16 protein-coding genes are annotated in these 24973 nt (G+C 61.2%); 9 read left to right on the top strand and 7 right to left on the bottom strand.

Annotated features, from left to right (window positions below):
- Positions 1 to 246: 246 nt before the first annotated feature.
- Both HDC30_RS16225 and metR read left to right on the top strand, forming a co-directional pair.
- Positions 247 to 5409, top strand: coding sequence for a dermonecrotic toxin domain-containing protein (locus tag HDC30_RS16225; RefSeq protein WP_183783989.1), 5163 nt, complete (start codon positions 247 to 249; stop codon positions 5407 to 5409).
- Between the two features lie 120 nt (positions 5410 to 5529).
- The gene (gene metR, locus HDC30_RS16220) at positions 5530 to 6447 is read left to right on the top strand and encodes a transcriptional regulator MetR (protein ID WP_007968856.1); all 918 of its coding nucleotides are present in this window, start codon (positions 5530 to 5532) and stop codon (positions 6445 to 6447) included.
- Between the two features lie 217 nt (positions 6448 to 6664).
- Here metR and HDC30_RS16215 read toward each other — a convergent pair whose 3' ends face one another.
- From HDC30_RS16215 to HDC30_RS16200, 4 genes are all read right to left on the bottom strand, one after another.
- Positions 6665 to 7162, bottom strand: coding sequence for a GNAT family N-acetyltransferase (locus HDC30_RS16215; RefSeq protein WP_183783987.1), 498 nt, complete (start codon positions 7160 to 7162; stop codon positions 6665 to 6667).
- 2 nt (positions 7163 to 7164) lie between these two features.
- A complete protein-coding gene (locus tag HDC30_RS16210; RefSeq protein WP_096795594.1) occupies positions 7165 to 7803 on the bottom strand; it encodes a LysE family translocator in 639 nt (212 codons plus the stop codon).
- Between the two features lie 23 nt (positions 7804 to 7826).
- On the bottom strand, positions 7827 to 8261 hold the full coding sequence (locus HDC30_RS16205) for an NUDIX domain-containing protein (RefSeq protein ID WP_183783985.1): 435 nt from the start codon (positions 8259 to 8261) through the stop codon (positions 7827 to 7829).
- A gap of 67 nt (positions 8262 to 8328) precedes the next feature.
- Positions 8329 to 9690 carry an HD domain-containing phosphohydrolase gene (locus tag HDC30_RS16200; protein ID WP_096795592.1) on the bottom strand — a complete coding sequence of 454 codons (1362 nt, stop codon included), beginning with the start codon at positions 9688 to 9690 and terminating at the stop codon, positions 8329 to 8331.
- A gap of 241 nt (positions 9691 to 9931) precedes the next feature.
- Between HDC30_RS16200 and HDC30_RS16195 the strand changes: the two genes are divergently transcribed.
- The 5 genes from HDC30_RS16195 to HDC30_RS16175 are packed head-to-tail and all read left to right on the top strand — an operon-like array spanning position 9932 to position 18272.
- Positions 9932 to 12196, top strand: coding sequence for an EAL domain-containing protein (locus HDC30_RS16195; RefSeq protein WP_183783982.1), 2265 nt, complete (start codon positions 9932 to 9934; stop codon positions 12194 to 12196).
- A complete protein-coding gene (locus tag HDC30_RS16190) occupies positions 12193 to 14067 on the top strand; it encodes a bifunctional diguanylate cyclase/phosphodiesterase (RefSeq protein ID WP_183783974.1) in 1875 nt (624 codons plus the stop codon). Before HDC30_RS16195 ends, HDC30_RS16190 begins: the two co-directional genes overlap by 4 nt.
- Positions 14068 to 14107: 40 nt before the next feature.
- Positions 14108 to 15061 (top strand): cytochrome-c peroxidase, encoded by a 954-nt coding sequence (locus tag HDC30_RS16185; protein WP_183783972.1) that lies wholly within the window; start codon positions 14108 to 14110, stop codon positions 15059 to 15061.
- Positions 15058 to 16872 carry a DAHL domain-containing protein gene (locus tag HDC30_RS16180; protein ID WP_096795588.1) on the top strand — a complete coding sequence of 605 codons (1815 nt, stop codon included), beginning with the start codon at positions 15058 to 15060 and terminating at the stop codon, positions 16870 to 16872. The genes HDC30_RS16185 and HDC30_RS16180 overlap by 4 nt, the downstream gene beginning before the upstream one ends.
- A complete protein-coding gene (locus tag HDC30_RS16175; RefSeq protein ID WP_183783970.1) occupies positions 16869 to 18272 on the top strand; it encodes an ATP-binding protein in 1404 nt (467 codons plus the stop codon). The genes HDC30_RS16180 and HDC30_RS16175 overlap by 4 nt, the downstream gene beginning before the upstream one ends.
- A gap of 6 nt (positions 18273 to 18278) precedes the next feature.
- Here HDC30_RS16175 and HDC30_RS16170 read toward each other — a convergent pair whose 3' ends face one another.
- Entirely contained in the window at positions 18279 to 19604 is a 1326-nt protein-coding gene (locus HDC30_RS16170) for an APC family permease (protein ID WP_183783968.1), read from the bottom strand.
- Between the two features lie 207 nt (positions 19605 to 19811).
- Positions 19812 to 20633 (bottom strand): carbon-nitrogen hydrolase family protein, encoded by an 822-nt coding sequence (locus HDC30_RS16165; RefSeq protein ID WP_183783967.1) that lies wholly within the window; start codon positions 20631 to 20633, stop codon positions 19812 to 19814.
- Between the two features lie 125 nt (positions 20634 to 20758).
- On the opposite strand from HDC30_RS16165, the gene HDC30_RS16160 reads away from it, so the two are divergent.
- Both HDC30_RS16160 and HDC30_RS16155 read left to right on the top strand, forming a co-directional pair.
- On the top strand, positions 20759 to 21559 hold the full coding sequence (locus tag HDC30_RS16160) for a LuxR C-terminal-related transcriptional regulator (protein WP_027612094.1): 801 nt from the start codon (positions 20759 to 20761) through the stop codon (positions 21557 to 21559).
- A gap of 241 nt (positions 21560 to 21800) precedes the next feature.
- Entirely contained in the window at positions 21801 to 23420 is a 1620-nt protein-coding gene (locus tag HDC30_RS16155) for an FMN-binding glutamate synthase family protein (protein ID WP_183783965.1), read from the top strand.
- Positions 23421 to 23426: 6 nt separating this feature from the next.
- Here the strand turns inward: HDC30_RS16155 and HDC30_RS16150 are convergent, their stop codons facing one another.
- On the bottom strand, positions 23427 to 24914 hold the full coding sequence (locus HDC30_RS16150; protein ID WP_183783963.1) for a glucosyltransferase domain-containing protein: 1488 nt from the start codon (positions 24912 to 24914) through the stop codon (positions 23427 to 23429).
- Positions 24915 to 24973 lie beyond the last annotated feature (59 nt).

The following is a 24973-nucleotide window of genomic DNA, read 5'->3' as shown; positions in this document are numbered from 1 at the left end:
CACAGTTGCGTGACAGTTTGATGAAGATTGCCGAGCGGTCATCCTGCACAGCGTTCCGACGTCCGACACGATCTTCCACGCCAGCGCGATGAAGGCAACGAATCAGGCCGGAGCGGTCTGTACATCCTCTGAAACAAAACCACTACCCAGCGATAACCATGTACCGCATGGGGCTGTGAGAGCGCGCCTCTAATAGGCACGAAGGCCGGGATTACCCGGTCTGCATGCCCTCTGGAGCCTTGTCGCATGTCCCACGCACTGCCCTCTGCAACGGCCGACTTCGGCCTTGATCAACGATTACAGCCATACGTCGATCAAACGCTTTACCTGTTGGCGACGGCTCGTTTGAACGACTGTCACCAGCAATGGCTGGATCTCCTGGCCCACCATCCCCAACAACCCGAAAGCGCTTGGTGGGATGTCCGCGCGCCCGGCACTGCGCTGTCGCGGCGCGAGCATGCCTTGAGCCTCTATCACCGGCATTTCGAGGCCGCGCTTCATTGGGCGGGGGCCGAAGGCAGGCTCGACGCCACACAACGACAGAGGCTGTCGCAGCTCCTCCCCCCTTCGAACAAGGTCGCGGCGGACCTGCGGGTCGCGCAGCCGGTACTCAACCGCGTCGATAACAGCCGCCTGCGTGTGTACGGCACGTTGCTGATCAAGCTGGAGGAAACGCTGCTGCTTTATCTGCCCACGCACTCGCAACCGTTGATCCGTTTCGAACAGCAGACCGCGCTGGAACGCTGGCTGATTGACCAGCAGCCGGATCCGTTACGCATCACCTCGCTGGACTTCATCGAGTTCGGTAGCGATCCACTCACACGCGGAATTGAACCACTGCTGTCCACATCGGCAAGCAGCGGTGCCAGTTGGGCCGCGCTCGACAAATTTTTCCCGGTCGCGCCCACCCTGCCGGAGAGTGCCGGGCAAACCGTCGATGAAGTTGCGCCCTTCGGTTTGCTGGTTGCCGATATTCCCCTGGACGCGCGCCGGCAGACGCTGGCGCTTGAACAACGTGCGCTCGACCGCTTGTTTGGCGACGCCGAGCTGAACAGCCCGCAACGTCAGCAACTGGCGCAACGATTCGACGCTTTGAGCGAGGCGCAGCAAGCCAGTCATGACGCGGCATCCGCCCTGCTCGACAGCCACCATCCGCTGACGATGCTCGAACTGCGCCAGGCCAGCAACCAGCACTACCACGCCCTGCTTCAGGCGCGTATCGCGGGACTGCGCGCCGAGGTCGAACTGCAACGGGCGCTGGAGCAACTGTCCATCGAGGAGCATCGGCGCGTCATCGCAATGCTGGACGCACCGGGGCGCAACCTGCTGACAGCGGACGGGGTTATCGCGCGCGTATCGTTGGCGGCGACAAATGAGGGCGTTACCGCGGTCGAGGAGCTGCATGGCGTGCTGATCATCGCGACGACTGCGGCGCTGGCGCCCGACTCAAGCGACAGCCTGTTGCTTTACTGGCCCGGCCACTTCGGCGGACTGCAACGTTTTACTTCGCGTGCGGCGCTGGAGCAGAACCTGTTCAAACGCTCGCCCAACGACGGCGGGCTGACCTTGCACCTGACGCCACTGGCTGGCGATTCGCTCGTTTGGTCGCTTGATCAGCAACTCTATGACTGCGAACAGCAAGCCGCGCAGATCCTGCGTGACAACCCGCTGCCCGGCCGTGCCGACGAGCGCCGGGCCGAGATGGAAAAGCTGCGCGAACAATATCTGCCACGCCTGACCGTAGCGGTCGCGCAAGCCCGTGAACGGGCATTTACCGAACGTCAGGCGCAAGATCGCAGCGCGGCGCTGGCCGGCAACCTGCCTGCATGGTTTGAAAAGCTGGACGACGCGCCACGTGCACGGATCAAAACGCTGATCAGCCAGTACCTCGGCGCCATGCAACGCGCTCATGCGTTGCTCGAACGGGAATTACCGCCGCGTCAGGCCTTTGCCGAACAACGCATCGACGCCCGCTTGCGCGCAGACTTTGCGCTCAAACAAAGCGCGAGCGTGAGCCTCGACCTGCCCGACTCGACCTTCTGGCAAAAAACCGTGATGGAAGGCGCCGCGCCTGGCACACCGCAACGCAATATCCTGACCGCGAGCGACAAGCGCGGCGACCTCACCCTTGAACAACTGGCACAGGAAAACATCGATCAGGACGTGCAGTGGCGCCTGTCCTTCATGCGGGCCAGGATCCGCGCCGAGAACCCCACTGATCGACAGCGCCTGGAAGCCGGGATCACCCCGGCCTATTTGCGCAATCTGGTAACAGAGCTGGATCTGCCCGGACGTTACGAAGAACTGATTCGCCAGGCATTTTTCGGCGCGCCGGGAGAACCGGCGTTTCAGCAGGCCTGGCGCCGTGAATGCCTGAGCGAACCGTGGCGGCTGATGCTCAGGTTGCAAGGTGAGTTCGCGCTGCTGCAACGGCACATCGACAATGCCGGCCATGCCGTGCTGAAAGTCGCCATCGAGGCGAATACACCTCAGGCGTATGCCGTGAATGGACAACGCATCGCGCTGCTGCCGGTGCACCTGACCGTCGGAGGAGAGGACACCGCGCATCAAGGACCGAGCACGCTCGCGGGTGTCACATTGATTGTCGAGCAAACCAGTGGCCTGACGCTGCTGTACCTGCCCGACAGCCCCGACGCGATCCTCCTGCGTCAATACGAAACGCTGGAACAGGCGCGGGTGGATCTGTTCAGGCGTTGTGTGGACAGCAAAATGGTCAGCTACCTGGCCGGACGCGCCGTGAGCGGCGATTTTGCCAGCCATGTCAGCCGGATCAACCAGGCCCAACTGCGCAATTTCGATGCGCTGATCGGCGTCGGGATGGCCTGGCCGGCGACCACATCGTTGGCCATTCATTTATTGAACGTGCACATGGGCCGGTTGCTGGAGGCCCATCGCAGCAGTTCACGCTCCAACGATGCGTTGTATCTCGAACGCTGTGCACTGAAGTCCGGGGCGTTGTTCAACTATCTGAAAATGGCTATCGGCATGTTGCCGTTCGTGGGCGCGGCCGTGGCCCTGTATGACGCCTGGAACAGTGCCAATCTGGCGGTCGCGGCGTTCTTGCGCGGCGAGCTCGGACATGGTCTGGCGGAGGTGGAAGCGGTGCTGCTGTCGCTGATCGACGCGGCAATGGATGTGCTTCCCGGAACAGTTTCGGCACCCGCAGCCGCACGTCTGGCCAGCCGCCAGCGGCAACGCGCGGCACTGGGCAGATCCGCCGCGATGTCGACGTCCTGGCAATGGACCAGGCAGACGCTCGAGCGTTTCAAGGGTTACGAGTACGAATACGAAATTTCCCTCGCCGGCCTGCACCCGGCCACCCACGGGGTCTATCGCAACGTCTACCGCCACGCCGATGGCGACTTCATTGTTCGTCAGGGCCGCATCTATCAGGTTCAGCTCAGCGATGCGCCGCGTGGCTGGAGGCTTTATGGCTCACGGATGCGCAGCTACAAACAACCGATCGCCCTCGACGAAAATGGCCAGTGGAACACCCATTACGCGGTGTACGGCACCGTTATGGACGGTGGCGGTGCAGGCGGTGGCGCCGTGCTCGGACATCTGGCCGACGGCATAGACCCACTTTGGCCCGCGCCAATTCGCCAGTGGTTGCCGCGCTGGTGGACCGATCGGCAACTGCGCAGGCAATTGACCCTGACCAATACCGTCGAGGCCTATAGAAGACGCCTGAAGGCCCAGATAGATACCTCCAACCAGTTGCTGAAAAAGCATCAGAGTCTTGAGTTCGCCCAGCGCAAGCCGCTGCAGGCGGAGGTCGACACGGCCTGTGTCAACGACATCGACAGGGCCATCCAGCTTTTTCAGAACTCGGACGAACTGCTGCCTCTGAGCCACGGCAACAAACGCCAACAGCTCAAGGAGCTGAAGAGCGGCAGTGCATTACTGGTGGTAGACCGGACGGTAGAACGCGCGACCATCGCCCGCGACCGACTGCTCGAATACCTGAACCAGATCGATGCTCTGGTCGCCGAATCGGACGCCACGCCTTACCACCACACGGCAGCGCATGTGCACCTGATGGGCCGACGCAAGCTGATTCGCAAGGCTTTTCTCAAGGAGTTCGATCACCTGCACGCGACCATTGAACAGGCCAACCTGTGGAAGACTCACATCAACCCCACCCAGAGAGCCAAGATAGAAGCCGACATCACAGCCCTCAACCGCAATTACGGCGAACGCACTCACTATTACCTGAGAACCGCACATCTGTTGGAGACCATTACCCGATACGAAGCGGTCGATGATTTGTACTGGATGTACTTCCACACGCAAATGAAGGAAGCGAGGGGAAAAGTCGGGCGCGCGCTCCTGACCCAGCATCACCTGCCAGAGGTCAGCGCCAGCCTGGTCGAGCGCAAACAAGTGATCGAGGATTGCCTGCAGATCTATGCCGGTTTCCGTCGTCAGCTCAACGCCTGGACACTGGGTTATGCGCAGCACCTGGATCTGGAACAGGTCGGGCCATTCCTCGATGGCCTGAGCAAGGTTGAAGCACACGCGCGGCACTCGATCAAACAGCGCCCGCCGATCAAACCGAAGGAGCCCGGCGGCAGGCAACTGTTCGAAACCGAGGACAACCAGTTGCTGATCGGTACCGAAAGCATTGACCCCGGCACCCGGGAAAAACGCTTCACCGTCGAAGGCATCGACGGTTTCCGCGAAACCTGGCTACAGCGCTCCAGCGGTAAATACCATCTGCCAGCCCAACCCGCGCAAGCCGCTGCACCACTGCCTACCGATGTTCAGCCGTTGCTGGCCGAGGCGCGAAAACGTCTCGCGGCGGTTCCGGCCTACAGCAACCGGGTTCAGGCCTACGCTCCCCAGGACATGCTGCCGGTGGATCTGGAACACATGCTCGTCAGCGAAGCGACCGAGCTGAGCACCCGCGCACAGACCATCGAGCAATTGTCACCGGTTGAACCAGTGGTGCGGCAACTGCGCGACACGGCCGCTGAACTGCGGCGCACCGGCCGCACGCTGCGCATCGATCAATCACTGCGCAGCAAGACGCCTACCGAAGGCTATCTGGATTATTTGCTGCAACAGCAAGTGGTGGAGATTCGCAAGGAAGGATCGCTGCGGGCACTGGGCAAACGCGCTGACGGGCGCAAGGATTTCCTTCAGGAATACCAAGTGCGCGACCTCACCAGCACGCCGCCGCGCACGCTGTGGTATGCGCACTTTCACTACACCTCGGACAAGGTGCCGTTCGCCGACTTCGTCAAAGCCCATCTGAAATTGCCGGAGCAACGCAATCTCGGCCTGCAATGGCAGCAGGCCCAGGCCGCCGGCGGTGCGCAGGTCGAGGCGATCTGGCGTGGCGATATCGGCAAACCGCTGGGAATCCTGCATTTCGCTGATCTCTAAAGCAAAACCAGCGGGGCACTGCCTGTGCCCCGCTGCTGCTTGAGCGGTCGACAGCGCCGTCAACATGAGACAAACTCACCGCTTTCGTCATGATCACAAATTTTCTTCATGGGGCCAGCAGTGCTTGAAATCCGTCATCTGAAAACCCTGCACGCCCTGCGCGAGGCTGACAGCCTGGTCGATGCCGCCGACCGCCTGCACCTGACCCAATCGGCGCTGTCGCACCAGTTCAAGGAACTGGAGGAGCGCCTGGGCATGCCGTTGTTCGTGCGCAAGACCAAACCGGTGCGTTTCACCAGCGCCGGCCTGCGCCTGCTGCAACTGGCTGACGCCACCCTGCCGCTGCTACGCGCCGCCGAACGCGACATCAGTCGTCTGGCCGGGGGTACCGCCGGGCGCCTGCACATGGCGATCGAATGCCACAGCTGTTTCCAGTGGCTGATGCCGACCATCGACCAATTCCGCGACGCCTGGCCGGAGGTCGAACTCGACCTCGCCTCGGGCTTCGCCTTCGCCCCGCTGCCGGCGCTGGCCCGCGGCGATCTGGATCTGGTGGTGACCTCCGATCCGCTGGACATCGCCGGTATCACTTACGTGCCGCTGTTCACTTACGAAGCGATGCTCGCAGTCGCCAACCAGCACCCGCTGGCGAGCAAACCGTACATCGTTCCCGAAGACCTGCTGACTGAAACGCTGATCACCTATCCGGTGGAGCGCGATCGGCTGGACATCTTCACCCGCTTCCTCGAACCGGCCGACATCGAACCGGCGCAAGTGCGCACCTCGGAGCTGTCGGTGATGATGATGCAACTGGTCGCCAGCGGCCGTGGCGTCTGCGGCATGCCGCACTGGGCGCTGCACGAATACAGCTCGCGCGGTTACGTGAAGGCCAAGCGTCTGGGCGAGAAGGGTCTGTTTGCCACGCTGTACGCGGCGATCCGCGCCGACATGCTCGATGCGCCTTACATGCGCGATTTCCTGCTGACCGCCAAGGACACCTCGTTCTCGACGCTGGATGGGGTCAGCGCGGTTCGCTGACACCAAGGTGCCTCATGACTGACGGTAAACCGAGAACATTTGCGAGACAAAAAGATTCATTGTGGTGAGGGGATTTATCCCCGATGGGCTGCGCAGCAGCCCTGAGACCTGTGCACTCGGTGTTTCAGATAGCCCGCGTTTGTAGGATTTGGGGCTGCTTCGCCGCCCATCGGGGATAAATCCCCTCGCCACAAAAACCTCTCACTTAGGGGGACGATCAGAGTTGTCGCCACATGTGAATCTTGTCGAAGTAGTCTTCGCCGACCCGCACCGCCAGCGGCTCAAGGCCGAACTGGATGAAGCCGCAGCGTTGGTACAGGGAGAACGCGGCGTCGTTGCCAGCGGTGACGGTCAGTTGGATCAGTTTCAGTGCCGGATGGGTGTGCGCTTCGGCGATGGCAGCCTGCACCAATTCATGGCCCAGACCGTGCTGGCGAAAATCGGCTGATACGTACATGCCGAACAGGGTCGACTTATGGCGGGCCTTTTCTCGCGGCTCGAATGCCAGGCCGACGATGCCGGCCAGTGTGCCTTCCTCGAACGCACCGAGCACTACGTCGAGCTTGCTGGTCAGCCGCGCTTCCCACCAGCTCAACGGCATCACCGCGCGCTCGCGCACGCTGGAGGTGAAGGCCTGCGGATGGCGGTCGTAGGCTTCGAGCATCATCTCGCGGTAAGCCAGGGCATGACTGGCGTCGAGGCGTTCGATCCACATGTTCAGGCCGTCCTGCGTTGTTCAAGCATCAGACGCACCGCCAGACCGGCGAGTACAAATCCCATGAAGTAACGCTGCAGCGCCAGCCATGTCGGATTGCGCACGAACCACGACGCAATGCCCGCCGCGAACAGCGCGATCAGCAGATTGACGCTGAAACTGACGCTGATCTGGGTCAGGCCAAGAATGATGCTCTGGGTGAACACAGAACCGTGTTCGGGGCTGATGAATTGCGGAAACACCGAGAGGTAAAACACGGCGATTTTCGGGTTCAGGGCGCTGGTAAGAAAGCCCATGGTGATCAGTTTGCGCGACGAATCCGCCGGCAGTTGCTGCGCTTCGAACGGCGAGCGCGCACCGGGTCTGACCGCTTGCCAGGCCAGCCACAGCAGATACAGCGCTCCGGCCCACTTCAGCACTTCATAAGCCAGCGGCACCGCCAGAAACACCGCGGTCAAACCGGCGGCCGCGGCAAACATATGCACGAAAAATCCCGCGACCACACCGAGCAACGAGGTGACTCCGGCCTTGCGTCCCTGACAGATCGAACGCGAGATCAGGTAGATCATGTTCGGCCCCGGCGTCAGTACCATCAACAGCGCGGCGGCGGCGAAGATCAGCAGGTCTTGAAGCGGGATCATGGCAATGTCCTTTGCGTGAATGATCAGGCGAGCGCCGTCAGTGAGCTGCGATAAAACGGCAGGATCAGGTCGCGTGTCAATGGCGCCAGAACCACAGCAGGATCAGTGGCGGGATCAATCCAGATCACTTCCTCGATTTCGGCAGCGGGCGTCACATCGGCGTCGATGGTCAGCTGAAAGATCTCCGCTTGCACGACGAATCCCAGCTCGTTGGCGGCCGGCGCCGAGAACTGGCCAAGGAAGCAGGCCTGCGCCGGCTCGATCTGCAGGCCCAGCTCTTCTTCCAGCTCGCGGGCCAGTGCGTGCACCGGCAACTCATGCGCTTCGATCTTGCCGCCCGGCTGCATGAACGCCGTGGTGCCGCGCTTGCGCACCAGCAGAGTCTGGCCTTCGGCGTTGAGCAACAGCGCCGCGGCGATACGGATGAGGTTTGGAGCGACAACGGATGCAGAGGTCATGGGTCAGCCACCGGCCTGGAAAAACCGCAAGGATCCCATGCCCGGCCTGATTCAGTCACCTCACAGGTCACTCCCCCTGAGCCTTGAGCGCGGTTTCATCCTCCTCGGGCAGCTTGACGAATATCTTGTATTTGCCACCCTCCATGGCTTCGAAGGCAATCAGCTTTTCCACCAACAGCGCGCTGAGCACCTTGCCGGCGTTGAGCAGCAGCATGCCGTTATCGGCATTGAGATTACGCGCCAGAATCATCCCTGCCGCCAGGTCCCGGGTGGTCAGCACCTTGACCGACGGGTCGGCCAGGGTGACGTCGCCCAGAAATGCCGCGCACACCTGAATGAAATCTTCGACCAGCTCGGGATCATACAAACGCCCGGCGTACTGCCGCAGATAGAGCAGCGCTTCGTCGCTGTTCAAATGCCGTTCGAGGATCAGGCCGCGTTGCAACTCGACGAAATCCACCGCCAGTTTCAGCAACCGCGACCCCAACGGAATCGCCTCGCCCTTGAGCCGGTCAGGAAAACCGCTGCCGTCCCAGCGCTCCTGGTGATGCAGGATCAGACGGGCCGCGTCCTTCATCGGGTCAAGCGTCATCAACAGCGATTCGCTCTGCTTCGGATAGCTGCGATAACGCTCGCGATCGGTATGGCGCAGCAAGTCCGAAGGCGTGGTCATCATGCCGTCGGTCCAGCTCAGTTTGCCAATGTTGTACAGCGCGGCGGCCATGGTCAGATCACGGCTGGTGGCCTCGTCCAGACCGTGCTGTTTGCAGTAGCTGCGCACCAGTTCGATGATCTGCCGATTGGTCTGCTTGGCAGGCGGCAGACGCAAATTGGCCAGCAGCGAGAACACTTCGGTGCCGGTGACATAGCTGTGTTTGAGTTCTTCGTAGGCCAGGTCAAGCATGTCGGCGGTCTGCTGCAGTTCGGCAGTGCGCGCCGCGACGTGCTTTTCCAGGGTGCTGTTGAGCAGCTTGAGCTGGTCGTTCTGCACCTGGGTCAAGCGCTCCAGACGTAGGCGCTCCTGCTCGGAATGCTGATGTTCGAGGGCTTGGCGCAGGATCAGCAGCAACTCCTCGTCATTCCACGGTTTGCTGATGTAGCGGTGAATCTGCCCGTCGTTGATCGCCTTGATGATTGCCGACGGGTCGGCATAACCGGTGAGCATGATGCGCACGGTCGCCGGATAGCGTTGACGGACATGCGCCAGTAACGAGGCGCCATCCATGTTCGGCATGCGCGCATCGCTCATCACCAGGTCCACTGGCTGTTGCTCCAGCATCTCCAGCGCCTGGGCACCGCTGGTCGCCAACAGGACGTCATAGGGTTGTCCCCGCAGCAGACGACGCAGGCTGTTGAGGATCGATTCCTCGTCATCGACCAGCAACACCTTGGGTCGATGTACCGGCAACGGGGCGGATTGCTCTTCCATGGCTTGGCCTCAAGAAACAGGGTTAACGACACATCGACCGACCGCCTCACTGGCCCGCGCCTGAGTCCAAGGCTAGATGATTTTTGACTGCATTCACGCAAATCTTCGCTCACAGGCCACGGCGTCGCGCCGGGACGACTATGCTGAACACGGCGCAATACTCCATCGGTTGAACCGACAAGTTGCGAGGGAAAAGGATGCCCCGGATGACACCCGCCAGCGGCCTCATGGGCGGCGCGGCATGAACCAGCCAGCAGCGCATATCAATCGTCGGGTGCTTATCGTCGACGACAGCCCGTCGATTCATGGCGATTTCGCCAAGATTCTCTACCCGCTCGTCCCCGCTGACGACGGCCTGGGCGAAACCGAGAATCTGTTGTTTGGCACCCCGTCCGCGACACCGTCCCAGCATTTCGAGCTGGACTCGGCCTTTCAGGGCCGCGAAGCGCTGGAAAAACTCGAAGCCGCGCTGGCTGAAAACCGCCCCTACGCCATGGCGTTCATCGACATGCGCATGCCCCCAGGCTGGGATGGCCTGGAGACCATCGAACGGCTGTGGCAAGTCGACCCCAAGCTGCAAGTCGCGCTGTGCACGGCGTATTCCGACTATTCCTGGGAAGACATCGACCAGCGTCTGGCACTGAATGACCGCTTGCTGATTCTGAAAAAGCCGTTCGACGCGATCGAGATCCGGCAGATGGCCAGCGCGCTCACGGTCAAATGGCAGATGACCGAAGACGCCGAGCTGAAAATGAACCAGCTGGAACAGGCGGTTCAGGAGCGCACCCGCGAGCTGTCCGACGCCAACATGATTGTGCAGAACAGCCCGACCATCCTGTACCGGCTGCGCGGCGATCCGTCGTTTGCCCTGATGTACATCTCCCACAACATCACCCGCTACGGCCATGTCGCCGCCGACCTGCTGCGCTCGCCCAACTGGGCGCAGGAACTGATTCATCCGGACGATCAGGCCAGCGTCGATGCCGCCATGGCCCGGGTGCTGGACCGGCATGCGTCAGGCGCTTCGATCGAGTTCCGGATGCGCACCGGCCAGGGCACCTGGCGCTGGGTGGAAAACCGCTATATCCCGGTGCGCGATGATGACGGCCGTCTGCTGGAAGTCGAAGGCATCATCCTCGACATCACCGAGCGCCGCGTGGCCGAGGAAAAACTGGCGTTGCTGGCGCGCTCCGACGGCCTGACAGGCCTGGCCAATCGCGCCACGCTGATCGAACGCCTGCATCAGGCCTTCGCCGCCGCGCGTCGGGGGGCCGCGCCGTTTGCGGTGTTTTATCTGGATCTTGACCACTTCAAGCGGATCAACGACACCTTGGGCCACCCGGTGGGCGATCTGCTGCTGCAGGAAGTCGCCCGCCGCATCAAATCAGGCGTGCGCGAAAGCGACGTGGTGGCGCGCCTGGGCGGCGATGAATTCGCGATCCTGCAACTGGACGTCAGCGATCCGACCCAATCAGCCGCCATGGCGGCCAATATCCGCGACACGCTGCTGGCGCCCTACAACCTGGCCGGCAATGCGCTGCACATTTCGGTGAGCATCGGCATCAGCAGTTACAGCGGGCTCAGCCTCGACGCCGACAGCCTGCTCGGGCAGGCCGACATGGCGCTGTACCGCGCCAAGGAAATGGGGCGCAACCAGTATCACTTCCACTCCGAGGACATCTCGCGGGAAGTGGCCGAACGCATGACCCTGGTCGACGAATTGACCAGCGCCCTTCAGGGCAATCAACTGTTGCTGCATTACGCACCGGAGATTGACCTGCACAGCGGCAGGATTCTGGGCATGGAGGCACAAATCCTCTGGCAACATCCGCGCCTCGGCCTGTTACCCGCCTCCGCCTTCGTACCGATTGCGGAGAAAACCGGCGCGATCATTCCGCTCGGGCGCTGGGTACTGAATCACGCCTGCCACCAGATGCACCTGTGGCGAAATGACGGGGTCGCCCCGCCAGTGATGGCGATCAAGATTTCCCTGGCACAGCTCAAAAGTGGCCCCGAACTGATCTACGACGTTCTGCGCACCACCGCACGCTGGGAACTCGCCCCCTGGGACCTGCGATTCGATGTCACCGAAGCCACGCTGGCCCAGACCAAGTGGACCCACAACGATGCATTGCCGCGCCTGCGTGAGCTGGGCGTGGCGATTGCCATCGATGATTTCGGCACCGAATATTCCTCGTTCGATTACCTGAAAACCTACCGGGTCAATCACCTCAAACTGGCCCAGGGCTTTATCGCCAGCGCGTCCCAGGATGTGGCCGGAGCCAACGCCCTGCGAGCGATCGTCAATTTCGCCCGGGACCTGGACATCGGCATCATCGCCGAAGGCCAGACACCCCTGAATCGACCTGATGTTCCCCGTGCCGAAGCACCGCTGCCCAGCGCACAGGGGTTGTATTTCAGCGAAGCGGTCAGCGCCGAACAGGCGGGCCGGTTGCTCCGGGACGTGCCCCGCGCGGCGCCCTCCCCCAAGGAGGATGAGGCATGAAAACGGCCTTCCCCCAGACCAACCGGCGCATCCTGATCATCGATGACACGCCAGCGATTCATGAGGACTTTCGCAAGATTCTGGCCCCGCAGGCGCAGGACGACGTCGACTTGCATCAGTTGGAACAGACACTGTTCGGCACCCGTCAATCGCCGCACCTGACCTTCCAGCTCGATTCCGCCTATCAGGGCCAGGAAGCCCTGGCCCTGGTCAAACAGGCGCTGAGCCATGGCAGTCCGTATGCTCTGGCGTTCATCGACATGCGCATGCCACCGGGCTGGGATGGCCTGGAAACCATCGAGCAATTATGGCAAGTCGACCCCAACCTGCAGATAGCCTTGTGCACGGCGTACAGCGATTACAGCTGGGAGGCGATGGCCGAACGGCTGGAATTCGGCGACCAGTTGCTGATCCTGAAAAAGCCGTTCGACAGTCTGGAAATCCGCCAGATGGCCAACGCCCTGACCTGGAAATGGCAACTGGCGCAGGACGCAGCGCTGAAGATGCTCAGCCTTGAGCGGACCATCGAAGCGCGGGTTCACGAATTGCTCAAGGTCTCGCATCTGTTGCAATACGACAGCCTCACGGAGCTGCCCAACAGCACCTTGCTGGGTGATCGCCTGAGCCAGGCCATGGCTGTCTGCCGGCGCCATGACAAGCAACTGGTGGTGATGTTCCTCGGTCTGGATCGCTTCAAGCGCATCAACAATGCGCTGGGCCATCCGGCGGGCGACGAAATGCTCAAACGCACCGCCCGCCAACTGCTGTCATGCGTGCGTGATTCCGACTCGGTGTTTCGCTATGGCTCGGACGAGTTCGTGGTGATCCTCGGCGACATCAACCATCCTCAGCAAACCCACGGCGTCGCGGAAAAACTGCTGGCCGCCATTCGTCTGCCGCAGACGATAACCGGGCATGACGTCAGCGTCACCGCCAGCGTCGGCATCAGCGTGTACCCCGATGACGGCCTCGAAGCCATCGAGCTGATCAAAAAAGCCGAGACGGCGATGCGCAACGTCAAGGAGCACGGCCCTGACAGCGTTGGCTTCTTCATCGAAGCCATGAACCAGCACGCCCGCGAGCAGCACAGCATCGAGTCGGGCATTCGCCGCGCTCTGCACGAACACGAGTTTGTCCTGCACTATCAGCCGAAAATCGACCTGCGCAGCGGCACCGTGGTCGGCGCCGAAGCGCTGATACGCTGGCAGAAACCGGGACACGGCTGGATCTACCCGGCGGAGTTCATTCCGGTGGCCGAGGACAGTGGACTGATCGTGCCCTTGAGCAAATGGGTACTGGGCGAAGCCTGTCGCCAGACCCGCGCCTGGCAAACAGCCGGTCTGCCGCCGATCCGCATGTCGGTGAACATGTCACCCATCGATTTTCGCCAGCGTGACTTCGTTGCGGGCGTCGAACGCGTGCTTGAGCAGACAGGCCTGGCCCCTGACTGGCTGGAGATCGAGATCACCGAAGGTGTGCTGATGCAGAACGTCGAAACAACGATGGTAGCGCTCAATCGTTTGAAGGCGCTGGGCACCCGCCTGGCCATCGATGACTTCGGCACCGGCTATTCCAGCCTGAGTTACCTGCGCCGGTTTCCGATTGATGTGCTGAAGATCGACCAGTCGTTCATTCGCGGCCTGTGCAACGACAGCAATGATGCGGCACTGGTCAGCGCCATTATCAGCCTGAGCAAGAGTCTGGGGCTCAACGTTATCGCCGAAGGCATCGAAACCGCCGAGCAACTGGCGTTCCTCAAGGCCCACGACTGCGAAGAAGGTCAGGGCTACTTTTTCAGCAAGGCATTACCGGCTGACGACTTTGCGCACTGGCTGGCCAACGCAGCCCCGCCACCGTGGACGGCGCGATGAACGCCTCGATACCGGCCTTGAGTCAAGGAGACGATTGCCGATGAACCTGTTCCGTCCCGCCATGACGCTGCTGCTGTGCGGACTCTGCGCCGGGGCCAGTGCCGACCCGCTGGACGAGCCGCTCAAACCGTTGCCCGCCGTGCCACAGCAGGACGCCCGACGCGTGGAACTGGGTCGTCGGTTATTCCACGAGCCACGCTTGTCGATCAACAACACACTGTCCTGTGCCAGTTGCCACCAACTGGACAAGAACGGTGCCGACAGCCGGGCGCTCTCGCTGGGATTCGACGGCAAACCGGTGGCGGTCAACACGCCGACCGTGTTCAACGCCAGCCTCAACTTCCGCCAGTTCTGGGATGGCCGCGTCGAGACGCTGGAAGAACAGAGCAATGTCGTCATCACCAGCCCCCATGAAATGGGCAGCGACTGGAGCACGGTCGTCGAGCGGATCGCCAACGACGCCGATTACCGCCGCGATTTCGCCGCCACCTACCCGGACGGCGTGACCAAGACCAACATCCAGCAGGCGCTGGCCAGTTTCGAACGTACCTTGCTGACCCCCAACTCACGCTTCGATCAGTACCTGCTGGGCAATACCGACATCCTCACGCTGGACGAAAAATACGGTTATCAGCGCTTCAAGGAGTACGGCTGTATCGCCTGCCATCAGGGGGTGAACATCGGCGGCAACATGTTCCAGAAATTCGGCGTGTTCGGTGATTACATTGCCGATCGCGGCAACCCGACCGTGGCCGATCAGGGTCGTTTCAACGTGACCGGCGACGAAGTCGACCGGGCGGTGTTCAAGGTGCCGAGCCTGCGCAATGTCGCGATCACCGCACCGTATTTCCACGACGGCTCGGCGCCCACCCTCGAACGGGCCGTGGATGTGATGTTCCAGTATCAGCTGGGGCGCATGCCCAGCGAAGAGGACAAACGGCTGATCATGCTGTTTCTCACAACCCTGACCGGCCAACGGGAAGACAAACCATGATCAACATCTCGCGGCGACGCAGCCTGCTGTTGCTGACCCTGGTCGCCCTGGCACTGGCCTCGATCCTGCTGTTTCTGTACTTCAAGTCCAGCTCCGACCAGACCATGACGTACACCGAGTCGCGGGATCTGATCCGGCAGATCAAACAGCAGAACTCACTGTGGGAAAACGAGATCCTCAAGGCCAGGGTGGCACTGACCCACAACTACGATCCGTTGGTGTCACCGATGAACGAGATGAACCGGCTGTGGGCGCGCTTCGACGCAATCGAATCCGGGCATGGTCGCAGCGACTCGGCGCAATGGAACGAAGCTCACGAGGGTTTTCTGCAGGCGATGCAGGAGAAAACCCGTCTGGTCGAACAGTTCAAATCGCACAACGCGCTGCTGCGCAATTCCCTGGCGTTTTTGCCCACCGCCGAAGACGACATCCAAGAGCAGCTCGCCAACCTGGCGGACCTGGATAAATTACAGCTGCAGAACATCACCACCGACACCTATGACCTGCTGCTCAGCGCCTTGGAATTCGCCCAGGTCACCTCCGACGACAGGGCCGCCGACATCGAGGTCGGCCTGAACAAACTGAAGGTCAACGCCCAACGCCTTCCGCCGGCGTTTGAAGCCCCGATCAAGATCATGAGCAATCACATCAGCCTGATCGCTCGCGAGCAGCCACTGGTCAATCAGTTGCTCGAAAGCATCGAAAACATTCCCGTGGCCGAGCGCCTGGATACCCTCACCACCATGCTCGATCGCGATCAACAGCGCGTCGATCAGGTCGACCGCCAATACCACTTCTATCTGCTGCTGTTCTCGGTGCTGCTGATGTTGTCGCTGGTGTGGCTGGCCATCCGCCTGATCGGCAGTTTCGCCGAGATCAATCGGGTCAATACGGCCCTGCAAACCGCCAACGATGCGCTGGAGCAACGCGTCGAGGAGCGCACCCGGGAACTCAAGAACGCCCAGAGCGAGCTGCTCGACGCTGCACGTCAGGCCGGCATGGCGGAAATCGCCACCAACGTGCTGCACAACGTCGGCAACGTGCTCAACAGCGTGAACATTTCCAGCGATCTGATCGCGCGCAAGCTGCGCAGCAGCAAGACCCAGGGCCTGGGCAAGGCGATGCAGCTGATCAACGAGCACCCGCACGACCTCGGCGCCTTTCTCAGCGAAGACGCCAAGGGCAAATTGCTCCCCGGTTATCTCAACCAGTTGGTCGGAGCCATCGCCCAGGAACAGCAGGAAATGATCGACGAATTGAACCAGATGAACAAAAGCGTCGATCACATCAAGGACATCGTCGCCACCCAGCAATCCTACGCCGGCGCCAACAGCATGACCGAGCCGCTGTTTATCAACGAGCTGCTCGAAGATGCGTTGCGCATGAACGCCGGGGCCCTGACCCGGCATCACGTCACGGTGGTCAAGGAGTACGCCGAGGTGCCGCAGGTGATGGGCGACAAACACCGTTTGCTGCTGATCCTGATCAACCTCATCAGCAATGCCAAATACGCCATGTCTGACCTCAGCAACCGCCCCCGCACCATGACCCTGGCGGTAAGAATCGTCGATGACAACTTCCTCGAAATCAGCGTCAGGGACGACGGCGAAGGCATCGCGCCGGAAAACATGACGCGGATCTTTGCCCACGGTTTCACCACCCGCAAGGAAGGTCACGGCTTCGGTCTGCACAGCTGCGCGCTGGCGGCCATCGAGATGAACGGGCACCTCACCGCGCACAGCGACGGACCGGGCAAAGGCGCGCTGTTCACCTTGCAGATCCCCCTGATCAGCGTCACGGAGAACGCATGAGCGAGCTGTCGAACCGCCGCATTCTGCTGATCGACGACATGCCGTCGATTCATGAAGACTTCCGCAAGATCCTCGCGCCACCGGCAGCACAGTCAGTGGAACTGGACGAGATGGAAGCAGCACTGTTTGGCGCTCAGATTCGCGCCGAACGTCCGCCGTTCGAGCTGGACTCGGCCTACGGCGGCGAGGAAGGTCTGGGCAAACTGATGCAGGCCTTGCAGGAACAACGCCCTTACGCGCTGGCCTTCGTCGACATGCGCATGCCCGACGGCTGGGACGGCGCGAAAACCATCGAGCATCTATGGCAGCAGGATCCGCTGTTGCAGGTGGTGGTGTGTACCGCCTACTCGGATTATTCCTGGGATGAACTGCTCGAACGTCTGCAGGCGCATGACCGGTTACTGATCCTGAAAAAGCCGTTCGACAACATCGAAGTGCAGCAGATGGCCAACACCCTGCTGACCAAATGGCAGATGACCGAACGCGCCTCGTTGCAGATGCATCATCTAGAACATCTGGTCGATCAGCGTACCGCGCAGTTCAAGCAGGCCAGCGAAGAACTGCAGCGCGAAATAGATGAACGCAAGCAACTGGAAAGTCAGTTGGTGCAGTCGGAAAAGCTTGCTTCACTGGGGCAAATGGCGGCCGGCGTGGCCCATGAAATCAATAACCCGATCGGCTTCATCTCCTCCAACCTCGGCACCCTCGACGGCTACTTCAACCAATTGTTGAGCGTACTCGATGCCTGGCAGACGCTGGGCCCCACGCCGGACAGCGAATCCGTAGCCCGGCTTGAGCAACTGCGCAAAGACGCCGATCTGGATTTTCTGCTCGAAGACATCCCGGTGTTGATCCGCGAATCCAAGGAAGGCATTGGCCGGGTCGGACAGATCGTCAAGGATCTGAAGGATTTCTCCCGGGTCGATACCCATCAGCAATGGCAGTGGGCCAATCTGCAACAAGGCATCGACTCGACGCTGAACATCGTCGCCAGCGAACTCAAGTACAAGGCCGATGTGATCAAGGAATATCAACCGTTGCCGGACATCGAGTGCCTGCCCTCGCAAATCAATCAGGTGATCATGAACCTGGTGGTCAACGCGGCGCAGGCCATGGGGCCCGAGCGCGGCACCATTACTTTGCGTACCGGGCAGCAGCAGGACACGGCCTGGGTGGAAGTCGCGGATACCGGCGCGGGAATCGCGCCGGACATCCTGCAGAAAATCTTCGATCCGTTTTTCACCACCAAACCGGTCGGTCAGGGCACCGGGCTTGGCCTGTCCCTGTCCTACGGCATCGTGAAAAAACACGGTGGCGACATTTCAGTCCGCAGCGAACCGGGCGTGGGCACAACCTTTCGCGTCGAGTTACCGATGCGCCAAAGCCGACCCGCAGCCTGAGGTGTCTCAGGTCGCTTCCTGAAAATCCATCTCCGGCGGCTGACGACGAAAGCCGCCGGTGAGCACCGCCAGATACACCACGCCAATCGCCAGCCAGCTCAGGCCCAGATACACCGCCAGGTGATCCAGGCTGACCATTAGCCACAAGTCCGCCACCAGACCGATGAACGGGAAGACCAGAAACAGCACCAGCTCACGCGGGCCCTTTTTCTCGCCGCCGATCCAGTAATGAAAGATCACCGACAGGTTGACCAGACTGAACGCCAGGAACGCGCCGAAGTTGATGAACGAAGTGGACGTGGTCACGTCGAGTTTCAGCGCCAGCAACGCCACCACTGCACACAGCAGGATGCTGTTGACCGGTGTGCCGAAGCGCGCATGCAAGGTGCCGAAAAATGACTTGGGCAACACGCCGTCGCGGCCCATGGCAAACAGCAGACGCGAACCGCTGGCCTGGGCCGACAACCCCGAGGCGAACTGGCCGACGACCAAGCCAATGAGGAAGATCGAGACGAACAGATCGCCGCCGATGTTGCGCGCAATTTCATAGGCCGCCGAGTCGACGCTGTCGAACTGGAATGACGGGTGGGCGATCTGCACAAAGTACGACACCCCGACGAAGATCAGCCCGCCAATCAGCGTGATCAACATGATCGCCCGTGGAATGGTGCGGCGTGGGTCGCGGGTCTCTTCGGTCAGCGTGCTGACCGCGTCGAAACCGAGGAACGAATAACAGGCGATGGCCGCGCCACTCATGATCAGCGGCATCTGCATGTCGCCATTGAAGAACGGTTTGATCGACCACAACGGCGTGCGCACATCGCCGCCGACGTAGTGCACGCACAGCGCGACGAAAGCGATCAGCACCAGAAATTGCACCAGCATCAGCAAGGCGTTGATGCCGTTGGCCAGTTTCAGGCCGATGATGTTGATCGCGCTGGTGATGCCGATGAACGCCAGCACCCAGATCCACTGTGGGATCGACGGGAAGGCCGAAGCGAGGTACGCCGCGCCGATCAGCCAGATCGCCATCGGCAAAAACAGGTAATCGAGCAATACCGCCCAACCGGCGATGAAGCCGAGCTTGGGGCTGATCGCCTTGCGCACGTAGCTGTAGGCGGAACCGGCGACCGGGAACGCGGCGGCCATGTGCCCGTAGCTCATGGCGGTGAAGAACATCGCCACCAGTGCCGCCAGATACGCGGCCGGGACCATGCCGGCGGTGGATTGCGCGAGGATGCCGAAAGTGCCGAGGACAATGATCGGCGTCATGTAGGCGATGCCGAACAGCACCACCGACCCTAATGACAGGGTGCGTTGCAAACGAGCCATGGGCGACTTACTCCGAATGTTATTGGATTTATGGCAGAGCCGAGTTCGGCGAATGTTTCGGGTGTGGCTTTGTTGTTTTTTGGATCAAGCAGGTGTGTTGTCTGGACTGGCCTCTTCGCGAGCAAGCCCGCTCCCACAGTGACCGCGTTCCCCTGTGAGAGCGGGCTTGCTCGCGAAGGCGTCAGCCCGACCGACACAGAACCCGGATCAGCGCGCAGGAATCAGCAACTCACGCAATCCAGAAGCGTGCTCCACCACCTCCCCCGGCAGTTTCAAACGCTGATCATCCAGGTAGCGGTAATCCTTGCGCGCAACCTCCAACCGGTCGAAATCCAGCTCGACGCTGAACTGCCCCTCTTCCCGCCCCGCTTCGAACAGCAATTCCCCCAACGGATCCACCAGCGCACTGCCGCCGGCAAACATCAAACCGTCATCCCCGGCCTCGACGCGGTTGACCATCAGCGCAAACGCCTGGTTTTCCTGGGCGCGGGCCATGATCGCGGTACGGTGAGTCGGGGCGTACGGGTCCATGTTGCCGTTGGTCACGATCAGGAATTCGGCACCCAGTTGCGCCAGTGCGCGGGCGGATTCGGGAAACTCGATGTCGTAGCAGATCAGCAGGCCGGCGCGCACGCCGTTCCACTCGCAAGTGGCATAGCGGTCGCCCGCCTCGAACACGCCGCGATCCGACGCCCAGAGGTGGGTTTTGCGATATTTCAGCGCGATGCCTTCCGGGGTGATCAGCAGCGTGGTGTTGTAGAAGCGCCCGTTGTCGCTTTCGGCCATGCCGATCACCACGGCGATATTGCGCTCGCGGGCGGCGGCCAGCACGGCGCGGACGGTCGGGCCATCCAGCGGCTCGGCGATCTGCGCCACGGTGTCGGCGCTCGGGAAGCCCATCAGGTGGGTTTCCGGGAACACGATCAATTGCGTGTCGGCGGCGCATGCGGCAATCGCCGCGAGGACACGTTCGAGGTTGTATGCGGTGCCATTGTCACGGCCCGCCAGTTGGGCGAGTTCGACTTTCATGAGAATTCCTTGTGATGGGCAGCGGGCGCTGAAAGATTGCCCGGTGGCTGTCTGTGGGCCAGTATGCGCAGCAAGCAACCGGCCAGGGAATCACGCGGCCGGGGTAACCCGATAGGGGTAGATCCATGACCGTTTCGTTTGATGACATCACCTGGCACCGCGCCGTCGGGCAACTGATCGACGCGCTCGACAAGCCGAATTTCTGGGCGCAACTGGTGCGCCTGCTCGACCAGTACGTGGCGTTCGATAGTTGGGTGGTGCTGCTGTTCAGTGCCGATCAGCACCCGCAGGTGTTCGCCGAATGCCCCGGCGAGGACGGCAGTCCCGACCCGCTGTTTCAGGATTATCTGCGCGGGTTGTACCTGCTCGACCCGTTCTACATCGCCTGCCGCGAGCAGTCGCGCACCGGGCTGTACCGCCTGTCCGAGGTGGCACCGGAGCATTTCGAGCTGACCGAGTATTACCAGCGATACTTTCGTCTGAATGTGGTCGCCGACGAAATCCAGTTCAATTGCCAACTCGAAGGCGAGCGCACGCTGTGTCTGTCGCTGGGCAGTGAAAAACGTTTCACTGGCGAACAGATTGCCTTGCTGTCATTGATCCAGCCGTGGGTGCTGGGCCTGTTGCGTCAGCGTCTGCCGTACGAGATCAACCAGACCGTGGCCCTCGCTGCCGCACCTGCACCCGCTGACTGGCGGGTGCAACTGGAAGCGTCGGTGCAACAACTCAAGGGCGCGCAACTGACCGCCCGGGAGCTGGATGTCGGGCGTTTGATGCTCAGCGGTTGCTCCAGTAAAGAAATCGCCCGTAAGCTGGAAATCTCCGTAGAAACCGTGAAAGTCCATAAGAAACATATGTACAGCAAGCTGGGGATCAAATCCCAGTCGGAGCTGTTTTCGATTTTTCTCCAGGCGCAGAACGCCTGATAACGCGTGGAAATGCTTTCCTGTGTCGACAGATTCTCTGTGGTGAGGGGATTCATCCCCGATGGGCTGCGCAGCAGCCCCAAGTCTATGCATGCGGTCTTTCAGTTAAACCGCAGTGAATGGTTTTGGGGCGGCTTCGCCACCCATCGGGGATAAATCCCCTCACCACAATAAATCTCATCAACAGGCCCGCCTGCTGCCACAGGTTTGCAAACCATTGAGTCCGAACCAAGGAAACCGTATGAGCCTGTCACTCCTGAGCCGCTACGCCTTCTTTGCCGTCTGCGTGATTTTCACCCTCGCCAGCCTGCCCTTTCTCGAACACGACTGGCTGTGGCCGATCACCGCCGTCACCGGCGTACTGAGCCTGCTTGGTCTGTTCGACCTGCTGCAGAGCCCGCACGCGGTGCGCCGCAACTACCCGATCCTGGGCAACATCCGCTATCTGGTCGAAGGCATCCGCCCGGAGATCCGCCAGTACCTGCTGGAATCCGACAGCGACGCCCTGCCCTTCTCCCGCGCCCAGCGTTCGCTGGTGTACTCGCGGGCGAAAAATGAAAGCGCCGACAAACCCTTCGGCACGCTGATCGACGTGTATCAATCGGGCTTCGAATTCATCGGCCACTCGATGCGCCCGGCGCCGTTGAGCGACCCGAGCGGTTTCCGCGTCACCGTCGGCGGCCCGCAGTGCACCCAGCCGTATTCGGCCTCGGTGTTCAACATCTCGGCGATGAGCTTCGGCTCGCTCAGCGCCAACGCCATCCGCGCGCTGAATCAGGGCGCCAAGCTCGGCAACTTCGCCCACGATACCGGCGAAGGCAGCATCAGCCCGTATCACCGCGAACACGGCGGCGACCTGACGTGGGAACTGGGCAGCGGCTACTTCGGCTGCCGCACCAGCGATGGCCGCTTCGACCCGGAACGCTTCGCCATTCAGGCGCAGAATCCGCAGGTGCGGATGATCGAAATCAAGATGAGTCAGGGCGCCAAACCCGGCCACGGCGGGATTCTGCCCAAGCACAAGGTGACCCAGGAAATCGCCGACACCCGTGGTATCCAGATGGGCGAAGACTGCATCTCGCCGTCACGCCACAGCGCGTTTTCCACGCCGATCGAAATGATGCATTTCATCCAGCAGCTGCGTGAACTGTCCGGCGGCAAACCGGTGGGCTTCAAGTTCTGCCTCGGGCATCCGTGGGAATTCATGGGCATCGCCAAGGCCATGCTGGAAACCGGCATCCTGCCGGACTTCATCGTGGTCGACGGCAAGGAAGGCGGCACCGGTGCCGCACCGGTCGAATTCACCGACCACATCGGCGTGCCGATGCGCGAAGGCCTGCTGTTCGTGCACAACACCCTGGTCGGCCTGAATCTGCGCGACAAGATCAAACTCGGCGCCAGCGGCAAGATCGTCAGCGCCTTCGACATCGCCAGCGTGCTGGCCATCGGCGCCGACTGGGCCAACTCCGCGCGCGGCTTCATGTTCGCCATCGGCTGCATCCAGTCGCAAAGCTGCCACACCAACAAATGCCCGACCGGCGTCGCCACCCAGGACGCTCTGCGCCAACGCGCCCTCGTCGTCCCGGACAAGGCCCAGCGCGTCTACAACTTCCACCGCAACACGCTCAAGGCGCTGGCAGAAATGCTCGCCGCCGCAGGCCTTGAGCATCCGTCGCAACTGTCGGCCAAGCACCTGGTGCGCCGCATGTCGGCGACCGAGATCAAACTGTTTTCGCAGTTGCATGTGTTTCTGAAACCGGGGGAATTGCTCACGGGTGAGGTGAATGGCGAGTTCTATTCGCGGATGTGGCAGATGGCGCGAGCAGACAGCTTTGAGCCGCAGGAAGTGGCGGCAGCCTGAGCATCGTCACCAACTGAGCAGGCGGTGGGGCGGCGGCTCTTTCATGACGATGAAACCGTAATCGCCAATCAGGTAAATCCGGTAATACAGGCTGTCCACCAGCGCTGGAAACCCCTGATAGCCGACGCGGGTGGCGTTGCGCCGCTCGCGTTCGGTGACCACGTTGGTAATGCCTGCTGACGGCAGATTTTCCGCGAGCATGAAGTAGTCGACGTTGAGCAAATACTTCAGAACCGGTAGCCGTTTGAATGAACCGGTCGCACTGACCAGCCAGCGATCGGAGTAGCTCACCGAGAGATAGATCCGCTTGGCTTCACGCAACTCGCGATGGGCGGCGATGTCGTGGCTCAGGCTGTACAGCGCGCTGTTGGCGAAGGTTTTCTGCAGATTCAGTACCCGGCCGTAGGCGAAGGACAGCGAGAGTGTCGCCAGCAGCGGAATAATCAGCAGCAAGGGCAAGCGACGGTGCGCGGATGCCAACGCAACGTGAGACAGATAGAACAACCCCAGCAACAACACGCCGAAGCCCATCAGGGTGCGCGCGCCCTCATTGAAGTCACGGAACAGCAGCGTGATCCCCGGCACCAGCAAAGCCAGGACAGGCAGCGTGAGCAAGCACAGCAGCAAGTCTGGCCAACGGTGCGGGCGGCACTGAACCAGTCGCACACTGCCAGCGATCGCACACAACACCAGCGCAGCGAAAACCCACGGGTAGCCACCGTGAAACAGCAGCGCGACTTTCTCCAGGACCCGAGCGAAATTGATGCCGATCTGCAACAGCGGATCGGCGTCCAGGTTCAACAGATCCGTTTTTCGCAACGTTTCCATGAAAGGGTACGCCGTGGCGCTGTAGATCAGGATGCCCAGGCCCGCTTGTGCGAGTTTCCAGCCCAGCATCCGCAGAATCTCCGGCCACTGCGTTCGCCGCTGAACAGCCCTGATCAACTCGACACAACACAGCCCGAGAAACACATTGAAGCTGATCTGATAAAGACCGATTGCCAGCGCCAGCAACGCCGCAGGCACCAGCCAGCGCTGCACCCGCGATGAACCTTCGAATGTGATGGCGTAGATCGCCGCGACCATGCTCAGGGCCATGATCGGGCCGTCGTATTGATAGGACAAGTTCTGCAGCAGGAACGGGTTATACCAGAGCGGCAACGGCACCAGACAGCAGGCCAGCGTCGGTTCTGCAAAGTAGTGAAAGGTCAGGCGCGTCAGGGCCAGACTCATCGCTACGACGGCGAGCAACAGCAGCAACGGAAAGATGTTCGGCGCGGCGCCGGTGAACGTCAGCGCTTGATAAAACCAGTCGGCAAACAATCGCCCCTGCCCGGCCCAGGCATTGCCGGCGGCCAGCGTGCGCCAGTTATCGTCGATGTAGGGAAAGTCGGCGAGGATCAGGGGCAGGACGTACAACGCGGTAGCCAGCAGGAAGAACAGCACGACCTGACGCTGACTGAGTTCTCGTTGGAGAAATGCGCTCGTTCTCATGTGCGCGCCCCGTTTCAATGCCGCGCGAAATTTGCGAAGTGATACAGGTTTGAGCCTTG

The organism is Pseudomonas sp. JAI115 (assembly GCF_014200835.1).
Classification (GTDB): domain Bacteria; phylum Pseudomonadota; class Gammaproteobacteria; order Pseudomonadales; family Pseudomonadaceae; genus Aquipseudomonas; species Aquipseudomonas putida_A.
This window is presented reverse-complemented; position numbering and strand designations above follow the sequence as displayed.